The sequence below is a fragment of the Aeromonas sp. s6 genome (genome assembly GCF_040907815.1).
Taxonomy (GTDB): domain Bacteria; phylum Pseudomonadota; class Gammaproteobacteria; order Enterobacterales; family Aeromonadaceae; genus Aeromonas; species Aeromonas caviae.
The window spans coordinates 22,834-34,559 of sequence record NZ_JBFOCN010000062.1; the positions used below are offsets into that span (position 1 = coordinate 22,834).

The 11,726-nt window shown below is 61.5% G+C and carries 9 protein-coding genes; 8 read left to right on the forward strand and 1 reads right to left on the reverse strand.

Annotated elements, in window-relative coordinates; all coding sequences use genetic code 11:
- The first annotated feature begins 1 nt into the window (after position 1).
- The 4 genes from AB5Y50_RS10135 to AB5Y50_RS10150 all read left to right on the forward strand — a co-directional run bounded on the left by AB5Y50_RS10135 (position 2) and on the right by AB5Y50_RS10150 (position 5,104).
- Positions 2-1,045 (forward strand): ABC transporter permease, encoded by a 1,044-nt coding sequence (locus AB5Y50_RS10135; protein WP_041212459.1) that lies wholly within the window; start codon positions 2-4, stop codon positions 1,043-1,045.
- Positions 1,046-1,127: 82 nt separating this feature from the next.
- Positions 1,128-2,945, forward strand: coding sequence for an extracellular solute-binding protein (locus tag AB5Y50_RS10140; RefSeq protein WP_180911407.1), 1,818 nt, complete (start codon positions 1,128-1,130; stop codon positions 2,943-2,945).
- Positions 2,946-2,970: 25 nt separating this feature from the next.
- Positions 2,971-4,008: an ABC transporter ATP-binding protein gene (locus AB5Y50_RS10145; RefSeq protein ID WP_180911408.1), complete on the forward strand. Its 1,038-nt coding sequence runs from the start codon at positions 2,971-2,973 to the stop codon at positions 4,006-4,008.
- A 94-nt stretch (positions 4,009-4,102) separates the two neighbouring features.
- Complete coding sequence (locus AB5Y50_RS10150; protein WP_041212969.1) at positions 4,103-5,104, forward strand: ABC transporter ATP-binding protein; 1,002 nt, start codon at positions 4,103-4,105, stop codon at positions 5,102-5,104.
- Positions 5,105-5,733: 629 nt separating this feature from the next.
- Here AB5Y50_RS10150 and AB5Y50_RS10155 read toward each other — a convergent pair.
- On the reverse strand, positions 5,734-7,185 hold the full coding sequence (locus tag AB5Y50_RS10155) for an aminoacyl-histidine dipeptidase (RefSeq protein WP_039040348.1): 1,452 nt from the start codon (positions 7,183-7,185) through the stop codon (positions 5,734-5,736).
- 926 nt (positions 7,186-8,111) lie between these two features.
- Between AB5Y50_RS10155 and gpt the strand changes: the two genes are divergently transcribed.
- From gpt to proB, 4 genes are all read left to right on the forward strand, one after another.
- Positions 8,112-8,579: a xanthine phosphoribosyltransferase gene (gene gpt / locus AB5Y50_RS10160; protein ID WP_039040347.1), complete on the forward strand. Its 468-nt coding sequence runs from the start codon at positions 8,112-8,114 to the stop codon at positions 8,577-8,579.
- Positions 8,580-8,753: 174 nt separating this feature from the next.
- Positions 8,754-10,022, forward strand: coding sequence for an esterase FrsA (frsA, locus tag AB5Y50_RS10165; protein WP_010675462.1), 1,269 nt, complete (start codon positions 8,754-8,756; stop codon positions 10,020-10,022).
- A 62-nt stretch (positions 10,023-10,084) separates the two neighbouring features.
- Positions 10,085-10,477 (forward strand): sigma factor-binding protein Crl, encoded by a 393-nt coding sequence (gene crl / locus AB5Y50_RS10170; protein ID WP_368162768.1) that lies wholly within the window; start codon positions 10,085-10,087, stop codon positions 10,475-10,477.
- 145 nt (positions 10,478-10,622) lie between these two features.
- Positions 10,623-11,726, forward strand: coding sequence for a glutamate 5-kinase (gene proB, locus AB5Y50_RS10175; protein WP_010675460.1), 1,104 nt, complete (start codon positions 10,623-10,625; stop codon positions 11,724-11,726).

Here is an 11,726-nt window from a genome sequence, read left to right on the forward strand (position 1 = left end):
CATGAACCTGAATCCGGTAACTCTGAAAAAACTCAAGCGCTTCAAGTCGATAAAGCGCGGCTACTACTCCTTTGTCATCTTTTCGGTCCTGGTGGTCATCTCTCTGCTGGCGGAACTGCTGGTCAACAGCCGGGCCCTGGCGGTGAGCTATCAGGGGGAGCTCTATTTCCCCACCTATGGGGACGTGATCCCGGGCCAGCACTTCGGGCTCGACTACGAGTACGAGACCAACTACCGCCAGCTCAAGAGCCAATTTGCGAAGGAAGATAAGGGGGATTGGGTGTTGCTGCCCCTGGTCCCCTGGAACCCCTATGAGCAGGACTTCAAGGAGGAAGCCTATCCGCCCTATGCCCCGAGCCTGGCGGAGCGCCACTTCCTCGGCACCGACACCAGCGGTCGCGATGTATTGGCACGGCTGGTCTACGGCTTTCGCATCGCCATCGGCTTTGCCTTCATCGCGCTGGTGGCGAGCTATGTCATCGGGGTCAGCATCGGCTGCATGATGGGGTTCCTCGGCGGTCGGTTCGATCTCCTGATGCAGCGTTTCATCGAGATCTGGTCCCAGGTGCCCTTCCTCTACGTCATCATGATCCTGGTCTCCCTGGCCAAGCCGAACTTCGGCCTGTTCGTCGGCATCAACGTGCTGTTCGGCTGGATGGGGATCACCTGGTACATGCGCACCCTCACCTACAAGGAGCGGGCGCGGGACTACGTGATGGCGGCGCGGGCCCAGGGGGCGAGCACCCGGCGCATCATCTTCAACCATATTCTGCCCAATACCCTGATGATGATCGTCACCCTGGCCCCGTTTGCCGTGGTGGGCAACATCTCCACCCTGACGGCGCTGGACTACCTGGGCTTTGGCCTGGCGCCGCCGACCCCGAGCTGGGGGGAGCTGCTCTCCCAGGGGATCAACAACCTCGACGCCATCTGGATCGTGAGTTCGGTGGTGGCGGCGGTGAGTCTGGTGCTCATCATGGTCTCCTTCATCGGGGAGGCCATCCGGGAGGCGTTCGATCCGCGCAAATTTACCCGTTATCAGTGAGCGGTGGCGCCTTGCCAGGGCACATCGACAAGACCCTTAATGAAGACGCCCCCAGTGCAGGGGTATGACCAGGAAGTCAAACATGAACAATAAAATCAAATGGACAGGTGCTTTCTTTCTGCTGTTGAACGGATCCTGGGTGTGGGCGGCCAGCCTGCCCGCGGATCTGACGTGGGAGACCAACGACACCGACCCCGTGTTCGCCTCTCCCAAGGCGCTGCCCGGCGGCAACCTCAATCTCTTCGTCGACAGCTTCCCGCTGACGTTTCGCACAGTGGGGCCGGATTCCAACGGCTCGTTCCGTTCCTTCATCCTCGACAACCAGATGAGGCTCATCAGCTTCCATCCCAACACGGGCAACCCCATTCCGGCCCTGGCGAATGCCTGGGCCATCGCGCCGGACAGCCAGACCGTCTATTTCAGGCTCGACCCGCGCGCCAAGTGGTCCGACGGCAAGCCGGTCACCGCCGATGACTACACCTTCGGCTACGAGATGATGCGCTCCAAGGACATCAAGGGCCCCTGGTTCAACAACTACTACACCACCGAGGTGGTGGCGGTGGAGAAGATTGACGACCACACCATCCTGGTCAAGGCGGGCAGCCGCAAGGCCAAGCTCGATCTCCTCAACACCACCGAACTGTGGCCCCAGCCCAAGCACTACTACAAGATGGGCCCGAACTGGGTGAAGCAGTACAACTGGGCCGTGGTACCCACCACGGGCCCCTACGTGATGAGCGACGTGAAGAAGGGCAAGTCCGTCACCTTCAGCAAGCAGAAGGAGTGGTGGGCAAAAGACGATCGCTACAACCAGCACAGGTTCAACCTCGACACCATCAAGGTGCAGGTGATCCGCGACCACAACATCGCGTTCCGCCACTTCCTCAAGGGGGAGCTGGACACCTTCGAGATGATCCTGCCCAACTGGTGGCATGAGAAAGCGGTCACCCCGGAGTACAAGCAGGGATACGTGCAGAAGGTGATGGCCATGACCGACACCAAGCAGGGGGGGCAGGGGGTTCACCTCAACGTGGCCAATCCCAAGCTGGCGGATCTCAACGTGCGGCTCGGCATCCAGCACGCCTTCAACATCGACAAGATGATAGAGACGGTGCTGCACGGCGACTATGACCGTGCTACCACCTTCGGCTCTGGCTTCGGGGCCTTCACCGACATCGCGCTGCCGGAGCGGGCCTACGACATCGCCAAGGCACGGGAGTACTTCGCCAAGGGCGGTTACGGCAAACAGGGGCCGGACGGCATCCTGCAAAACGACAAGGGAGAGCGGCTCACCCTGGCCCTCACCTACACCAGCCAGGAGCACTCCAAGCGGCTGACCGTGCTCAAGGAAGAGGCCAAGAAGGCGGGCCTGGATCTGGAGCTCAATCTGGTGGATGGCGCCACCGGCTTCAAGGTGATGCTGGAGAAGAAACACGAGGCGGCCTGGCTTGGCTGGGGGGGCGGCGGTCTCTATCCGCAATACTGGGAGTCCTTCCACTCCGACAACGCCAACAAGCCCCAGACCAACAACCTGTTCAACGTGGCTGACAAAGAGCTCGACAGCCTGATCGACGCCTACAACGTCGAGTTCGACATGGACAAGCGGGCCGCGCTTTCCCACCAGATCCAGCAGCGCATCTATGATCTCGCCATCTTCGTGCCCGGCGTTCAGCTCAACTACGTGCGAGCCAGCAGCTGGCGCTATGTGATGCTGCCGGAGGTGCCCGCCACCCGCAACACCCCGGATCTGCTCTACTGGCCCATGGATGGCTACCCCCACAGCAGTGGCGGCCTGCTCTGGATCGATCCCAAGGTGAAGGAGGAGACCCAGAAGGCCAAGGCTGACGGCAAGTCGCTGGCCCCCATCACCCTGATCGACAAGACCTATGCACATCATTGATGTGGCCCAGAAGGGAGCAGCAGTCATGCCCAACACACAGGCCACCGCCCCCGGCACCAGAGATCATGAGGGGCAGTCTCTGTCCCCCATCCTCGAGGTGCGGGATCTCGAGGTGGAGTTCGCCGTCGACGACGGCAAGATCAAGGTGCTCGACGGGGTCAGCTTCCAGGTCGCCCCGGGCAAAACCCTGGGGATAGTCGGCGAGTCCGGCTGCGGCAAGAGCGTCACCTCGCTGGCCATCATGGGGTTGCTGCCAAGGCCCCACGGTCAGGTGGTGGCGGGCTCCATCCGCTTTCAGGGGGAGGAGCTGCTCAATCTGCCGCCGGAGCAGATGTACAAGGTGCGTGGCAACCGTATCTCCATGATCTTTCAGGAGCCCATGACGGCCCTCAACCCGGTGCAGACGGTCGGCGATCAGCTGATGGAGGTGTTTCGCCTCCACCGCCCCGATTACAGCAAGGCCCAGCGCCGTGACGCCGCCATCGCCATGTTGAAGAAGGTGGGGATCCCCGAGCCTGCCCAGCGTTTCGCGGCTTATCCCCACAATCTCTCCGGCGGCATGCGCCAGCGGGTGATGATCGCCATGGCGCTGGCCTGCGAACCGGCCCTGCTCATCTGCGACGAGCCGACCACGGCGCTCGATGTGACCATCCAGGCCCAGATCCTGGATCTGATGAAGGCGCTGCAAGCCCAGACCGGCATGGCCATCATCTTCATCACCCACGATCTCGGGGTGGTGGCGGAGCTGTGCGACGAGGTGGTGGTGATGTATGCCGGGCGTGCGGTGGAGCGGGCCGATATCTATGAACTGTTTGACCACCCGCGCCATCCCTATACTCATGGTCTGATGGCCTCGATCCCGCGTCTGGAAGATGTGCCAAAGAGCCTGCTCAAGACCATCAAGGGTCAGGTGCCCGCCCTGCACGAGATGCCGGCGGGGTGCCGTTTCTCCAACCGCTGCCCCCATGCCACGCCCCTTTGCGTGGAGACGATACCGGTGACCGAGCAGTTGAGCGAACGCCACGGGGTGGCCTGCCACCACTGGAAGGAGGTAAGCCTATGAACGGTCTGGTGCGGGGACGGGGTGTCGCAGGGCAGCCTGGCGGCGGGAAGGCGACCAGGTCGTCTGCTGCCATGAATCGTCGGAGATGGAAGTCATGACCAGCTTGTTGTCGGTAAGCAATTTAAAGCAGCATTTCAAGATGGGTGGCGGTTTCTTGCGCAAGCAATACACCGTCTACGCGGTGGATGGCATCAGCTTTGATCTCAGGCAGGGGGAGACCCTTGGCCTGGTGGGGGAGTCGGGATGCGGCAAGTCCACCCTGGGGCGTTCGTTGCTCAAGCTGTTCGAGCCGAGCGCCGGCTCCATCACCTTCGAGGGGCGTGACATCACCCACCTCTCGCCCAAGGAGATGCGATCCCTGCGTCAGGAGATGCAGATCGTGTTCCAGGATCCCGCAGAATCCCTCAACAGCCGCCACACGGTTGGGCAGATCCTGGAGGAGCCTTTCATCATCCACGGTAAGGGCAACGCCGAACAGCGCCGGACATGGGTGCAGGAGCTGCTGGAGAAAGTCGGCTTGCCCGGCAGCGCGGTGGATCGCTACCCCCATGAGTTCTCTGGCGGCCAGCGCCAGCGCATCGGCATCGCTCGCGCCATCGCCCTCAAGCCCAAGCTGCTGGTGTGTGACGAGGCGGTGTCGGCGCTCGACGTGTCGGTGCAGTCCCAGATCGTGAACCTGCTGCTCAATCTGCAGCGGGAGATGAACCTCGCCATCATTTTCATCGCCCATGACCTGTCGGTGGTCAAGCACATCTCGGACAGGATTGCGGTGATGTATCTGGGCCGGATCGTCGAGCTGGCCGAGGCCCAGGCTCTCTACCTGGCACCGCGCCATCCCTATACCCAGGCCCTCATCTCCGCCATTCCGGTGCCGGATCCGCGGCGGCGCAGCCAGCGCATCCTGCTGACGGGGGATGTACCGTCCCCCATCTCGCCGCCGAGTGGCTGCCATTTTCACCAGCGCTGCCCCCATGCAACGGATCTGTGCCGCACCCGCTCGCCCGCCCTTGAGGCGTGCGGCGGGCAGGGGCATCAGGTGGCCTGCCATTTCCCCTTGCCCGTGCAGGAGGCGGTGCCGTTGGGAAAGGCGATATGATGCCGGCGCCCGCCGCGTCGCGACCGGCATCGCTGCAAGGTGGCACCGAGGAGGCGCAATAGAGGCGGAAACGGGATAAAAAAATGGGGCCTGCGGGCCCCATCTTCATGGTTGGAGTTCAGGTTTGGCCGTGGGAATTCTGGCCCGGGCAGGACAGCGCCCCGATGGGGGTGGCTGTTGTGTGGATTGCTGAGTTGTTTTGTAGTTTTATTACGTTGCCAATTTCAACATCCGGACAGGCGATATCAGGCGCCATAACGGAAGTAGTAATTGCGGGTTGCAGGCGCATAAGTGTCTTTCTCTTCAGCACCTTTCTTGCTGGTTGCACCCTTCAGGTGGAACAGCACTGCCAGATTCTCGAACATATGATGACCTCGTTTCTCTGTGGTTCATGGGTTGTGTGACCTTGGTCACGTTCTGATCCTAGGGGCATATGTGAGCTGGATCAACTTTTTGTGTTGTAAATTTACATAAATCATGGAAAGGGTTTTCAAATGCAGACCTGTTCATGGATACGATTTCAAGCCAGGGCCGCGCGTGGAATCGGGGATGTGAGAGAGGTGGCCGAGGAGGGAGTACAAAAAAGATGCCCCGCACTGGGCGGGGCATCGATATGGTCGTGAGCTGGCTTACTTGGCCGGGATATGTTCCAGCACGTGAACCAGCAGTTGCCAGAAACGCTCGACCGCCGGGATGTGTACCTTCTCCCCCGGTGCGTGGGCGCCACGGATGGTCGGGCCGAAGGAGACCATGTCCCAGTCCGGGTAGGCGCTCTTGAACAGACCGCACTCGAGGCCTGCGTGGATCACCATGACGTTCGGCATCTCGCCAAACAGGGTCTGGTAGCTGCTTCGCACCAGCGCCATGACCGGTGAGTCAACGTTCGGGGCCCAACCCGGGTAGGCGCCGGTGAACTCGCAGCTGGCGCCGGCCAGGGTGAACAGGGAGCGGGTCATCTGCTCGATGTTCTCGCGACCGGAATCGATGAGGGAGCGGATCAGGCACTGCACATAGACTTCCCCCTCGAGTGTCTTGATGACACCCAGGTTGGTGGAGGTCTCGGTCACGCCCGGGATGGCGTCGCTCATGCGCATCACCCCGTTCGGGCAGGCCATCAGGGCATCCAGCAGGCGGCTTTGCAGGGACTCGCTCATGAGCTGGGCCGGTTTCTCCCGGGCGGTGAGCAGCACGGTGAGGTTGGCCTCGGTGGCGGCCAGCTCGCTCTGATAGATGCCGGCGTAGCGGTCCACCAGGGCCTTGAAGTCAGCCACGCTGGCGGCGGGCACCAGCAGGCTGGCGCGGGCCTCGCGGGGGATGGCGTTGCGCAGGGTGCCGCCGCTGAGATCGCCAAGGCGCACCCCCAGCGGTTCGGCGGCCTTGAGCAGACGGACCAGCAGCTTGTTGGCGTTGCCGCGGCCGCGATGGATGTCGACCCCGGAGTGGCCGCCGCGCAGGCCCTTGACCTGCAGCTCGAAACCTTCACCCTCGGTGGCAGCGACCCGCTCCAGGGGGAAGCGGATATTGGCATCCACCCCGCCGGCGCAGCCCATGTAGACCTCGCCATCCTCTTCGGAGTCGGTATTGAGCAGGATCTCGCCCTCCAGCCAGCCCGCTTCCAGACCGAAGGCGCCGGTCATGCCGGTCTCTTCGTCGGTGGTCAGCAGCACTTCCAGCGGGCCGTGCTTGATGGTCTTGTCGGCCAGCACGGCCAGGCAACCCGCCATGCCCATGCCGTTGTCGGCACCCAGGGTGGTACCACGGGCGGTGACCCATTCGCCATCGATGTAGGCATCGATGGGATCGGTGGTGAAGTCGTGCTGGGTGTCGGCGTTGGCCTGGGGCACCATGTCGATGTGGGCTTGCAGCACCACGGCCTTGCGGTTTTCCATCCCCGGCGTGGCCGGTTTCTTGATGATGATGTTGCCGACGGCATCTTGCTTGACCGCCAGGCCTTCTCCCTGGGCCCACGCCACGATCCAGGCGCTCAGCTGGGCTTCGTGCTTGGAGGGGTGGGGGATGGAGCAGATCTGCTCGAAGAATTGCCAAATCAACTTGGGAGACAGAGAACTGAGCTGTGCCACGTCGGGACTCCTTACCAGCATGGAAAATGTCGGGCCCCACTCTGCGGGCCGGGGAAGAGGATAACGATAATACAGTCAATCACGCAAAAATGTGAGCGATCAGCGCAAATGACGCTCTGCTTGTGCTGGGAAAGGGAGCATGGATGGCGAACTTCACTGCCTGCCTTATTCGTGTCAGCACATCATCAATTATGTGATGCTGGTCACAAAAATATTGTCTTTTTGGCGCCGGGTGGTAAATTAGCCGCCGTGGCCAGCCCACTTGTCAGGATGACAATCAATGCCTCCAGGGAACCGAAGCAAAGCAAGTGCGCCTCCATGGAACCGAGTGTCAGTTCAAGGATGTGAACCCGCATTAAGGTACGTAACTTGTTAAGCAATCAGGAGTTTATGATGTCAGGCAGCAATTCAACCTATTGGTTTGCCCAATCTCTCTATACCCAGGGCTTCAACTACCCGAATCCCTACGCCACCCGCCGTTAAGGCTCGCAGGCGTCACAGGTAACAGCAGCAGGTGTGTGAGGATCCTCTCCTCCCCCTGCTATTTTTTTGCCCGAATGTCATGGAATGTGTGTCAAACGGCCAACCTGTCGGTGTCGCCGGAGCCCTCCCAAAAGGGCAACAGAGCGGGAGATGGCGGACATTTCCTGTTTTTCGCATACGTTTGCCGCTCAATTTATCCATAAAGAGTGCTATCATACCGGCCCAACAGCCGGCCCGAGCTCGGGAGTCCACCCGACATGGCCACCAGCTACACCCCATCCCTGTTCGCATTGCATCCGTTTTTGCCGCCGAGGCGTTAGCCCCGAGGCCGAAAAAGTGCAAGCAAAATTCGGGAAACGGGGTGCCAGAATTGACCTGAACCCGTCTCTTTGCCGGGTTTCGCCTCATAAGTGATTGCTTTATAACTCGTTGAGATCGATAGCATGCCAAAAAAGTTCTATGTATCGTGGGATAACCTGCAACGCGAAGCGCGCCGTCTGGCCCGTCGTCAACTGCCTGTCAGCCAGTGGAAAGGGATCATCGCCGTCAGCCGCGGTGGTCTGGTGCCTGCGGCCCTGATGGCCCGCGAACTTGGCATTCGCAATGTCGAAACCCTCTGCATCTCCAGCTATGACCACGACAACCAGCGCGAGCTGGTGGTGGTGAAGGCTGCCACCACCGCAGGTGACGGCGAAGGCTGGCTGGTGGTGGACGATCTGGTGGACACCGGCGGCACCGCCAAGGCGATCCGCGAGCTCTACCCCAGAGCCAAGTTCATCACCATCTTCGCCAAGCCCATGGGCGAACCCCTGGTGGATGACTTCGAAGTCGCCATTCCGCAGGACACCTGGATTGAACAGCCCTGGGACATGGCGCTGGAGTTCGCCAAGCCGATCTGCGACGAAGCGTAATCGCCGCACCGGTCGCGACCAGTGACTCCCCGGCATTCGGGAGCGGACTGATCCGTCGTGATGCAAGGTTGACCACATTGAGCCCCTTTTGGGGCTCAATGCGTTTCTGGTGTGGCTGCTCGATGTGAAAAGTGGTTAAGATGGGACATTGTTTGAGACAGAAGAGCCACCATTTTGGAACCAAACGACGATACCAATCTGACGGAAAAGCTGTTTACCCGGGTCAAAAAGGTATTGGAAACTTCCGAAGTCTCCAACTCGAGCCCCGTCGACGAGCAAGACAGCGCACTGTCTGACAGCTTCATCGATGGCGCCCTGTCGCCCCGCTGGTATCGCCTGCTGCGCAGACCGACCTGGGCCTGGCAGGGGGCCGATCCCGTCGAGGTGGAGCAGACCCTGGCGCACATCGCCATGGGGCAGGGGGAGCGCAGTCACGAACGCTATCTGGACACCATCAAGGGCTATGTACCCGGCAACTGGGTCTATGAGTGGAGCCAGCTTGCCGGCCGTTATTTCAATACGGGGCGGACGCTGCTGGGGGAAGGGGATCGCGCCGCGGCGCTGAAGAGCCTGCTCAAGGCAGTGCGCTACTACTCCATCGCAAGCTACCCCCACCTCAAGCACGACGAGCTGGCGGATCAGGCCCAGTTGCTCGGCAACATGGCCTATCGCGAGGCCGGACGCCTGTTCAAGGTGCCCCTCAAGGAGTTGCAGGTCCCGTTTCGGGGCAAGACCATTCAGGGCTACCTGCATCTGCCCACCACCGAGAAACCTGTGCCCCTGGTCATCGTCAGCGGTGGCATCGATTCGCTTCAGGTGGACTTCCTCAACTTCTATTTCAAGTGTCTCGAGCCCCACGGCATCGGGATGCTCTCCCTGGACATGCCGGGCACCGGCTATGCCGAGCACTGGCCCCTGGTGCAGGACACCAGCCGCCTGCACCAGGCGGTGCTCAACTACCTCTCGGAGGTGGCCTGGGTCGATCACCAGCGCATCGCCATGGTGGGGTTCCGCCTCGCCGGCAATGTGGCGGCCCGTCTCGCCTTCGTCGAGCCATTCAAGCTTCGGACCGTGGTCTGCATCGGTGCCGGCATCAACCAGGTGTTCACCAATCAGGAGATGTTCGCCCGCTGCCCGCGCATGATGCGCGACGGGCTGGCGAACCGGCTGGGGGCGGACGCGGCCCAGTGGGATCTGCTGCGCACCAAGTGTCAGGTCTTCTCCCTCAAGACCCAGGGATTGCTGGGGAGTCGCACTTCCGTGCCGATATTGAGTATCGGGCACAAGAAAGATTTTATTTGTCCCGAGCAGGATGTCCGGGCATTGGCCGCTGCGAGTCGCAACGGCAAGGCGGTGGTGTTTGACAAGCAGCCACTGCTCGAGGTCTATGACGAGGCACTGAAAGAGACGGTAGACTGGCTCAAAAAGCACTTATGTACATGATATAAAACTAAAAATGTAACATCACCATGTGATGGTATGGCTTGTTCAACAGGGAGGTTAGCATGTCAGAAAGAGTGACTTACAAGCGATTGCTGCGGCAGTTCGCGGCCATTGGCACCTATTTGCGTGAAGACCTGTGCGAGGAGGGCCGCTACCGCTTTGACTGCCTGTCCGTCTGCGTCAGCGCCAAGCCTGCCCCGGACAAGCGGGAGTTCTGGGGCTGGTGGCTGGTGCTGGAGCAGGCGGATCACAGCTTCAGCTACCACTATCAGACGGGGTTCTACAACGCGGACGGGGAGTGGATCGACAAGGCGCTGCCCAAGAAGCATCAGGCGGAAGTGGAACGCACCCTGCAACATTTCTACAAGCTCATCAGCGGCAAGTTGACCCAGCTGGAGTGCACCCTCTCCCCCGCGAAGCAGGTGACCGCCGAACTGAGCGTGACGGCAGCCTGATCCCCAACACCCGCATCTTCCCGGTGCGGGGTACCCCGATGCTTTGTCACCGAGCCCGCAACTGCCTGGCGAGGCTTAATTGCCTTGCAGGGCAGGGGGGCCGTGGGTATAAAGGGATTCCTTACTCTTCTAACCCTTCGTTCCCATGGAAAACAGAACCATAGTCGTCAAACTGGGCACCAGCGTGCTCACCGGGGGATCTGCCCGCCTCAACCGTGCCCACATGGTCGAGCTGGTCAGACAATGTGCCGCCTTGCATCGACACGGGCACCGTGTCGTGCTGGTCACGTCGGGGGCCATCGCCGCCGGTCGTGAGCATCTGGGCCACCCTCCGCTGGCGCCTACCCTGCCGAACAAACAGATGTTGGCGGCGGTGGGTCAGACCCAGCTCATCCGGGTATGGCAGGACCTGTTCAACCTCTACGGGCTGCACATCGGCCAGATGCTGCTGACCCGCGCCGACCTGGAAGACAGGGAGCGCTACCTCAATGCCCGCGACACCCTGCGCACTCTGCTCGATCACCGCATCATCCCCGTCATCAACGAGAACGACGCAGTGGCCACCGCCGAGATCAAGGTGGGGGACAACGACAACCTCTCCGCCCGTGCGGCCATCCTGGCGGATGCGGACTTGCTGATCCTGCTCACGGATCAGAAGGGGCTCTTCACCGCCGACCCGCGCACCAACCCGGATGCCCAGCTCATCGAAGAGGTGCAGACCATAGATGACACCCTGCGCTCCCTTGCCGGTGACAGCGTGAGCGGCCTTGGCACCGGTGGCATGGCCACCAAGCTGCAGGCCGCCGACGTGGCACGCCGCGCCGGGGTGGACGTGGTGATCGCCACCGGCCAGATCCCGGAAGTGATCGGCCGCCTCGCCGCCGGGGAGCGGGTGGGGACCCTGTTCCCGGCCCTGGCATCTCCGCTGGAAGGGCGCAAGAGCTGGATCCTGGCAGGGCCCCCCCCTCACGGTGAAGTGCAGGTGGATCAGGGGGCCGTGGCCGCCATGCAGGAGAAGGGCTCCAGCCTGCTGCCCAAGGGCATCGTCGCGGTGAAGGGAGATTTCGTGCGTGGCGACGTGGTGCGTATCCTGGATCCCAAGGGGAGCGAGCTGGCTCGCGGTATCTGCCGTTACGACCATCTGGAGCTGGATCGGCTGCGGGGTGTCCACTCGGATCAGATTGAACAGGTATTGGGTTACGGCTATGGGGCCGTGGCCATCCACCGTGATGACATGGTGCTGCTCTGA

Coding starts and splice junctions, on each gene's coding strand:
- AB5Y50_RS10135 (WP_041212459.1), top strand. CDS start 2: ATGAACCTGAATCCGGTAACTCTGAAAAAACTCAAGCGCTTCAAGTCG.
- AB5Y50_RS10140 (WP_180911407.1), top strand. CDS start 1,128: ATGAACAATAAAATCAAATGGACAGGTGCTTTCTTTCTGCTGTTGAAC.
- AB5Y50_RS10145 (WP_180911408.1), top strand. CDS start 2,971: ATGCCCAACACACAGGCCACCGCCCCCGGCACCAGAGATCATGAGGGG.
- AB5Y50_RS10150 (WP_041212969.1), top strand. CDS start 4,103: ATGACCAGCTTGTTGTCGGTAAGCAATTTAAAGCAGCATTTCAAGATG.
- gpt (WP_039040347.1), top strand. CDS start 8,112: ATGCCAAAAAAGTTCTATGTATCGTGGGATAACCTGCAACGCGAAGCG.
- crl (WP_368162768.1), top strand. CDS start 10,085: ATGTCAGAAAGAGTGACTTACAAGCGATTGCTGCGGCAGTTCGCGGCC.
- proB (WP_010675460.1), top strand. CDS start 10,623: ATGGAAAACAGAACCATAGTCGTCAAACTGGGCACCAGCGTGCTCACC.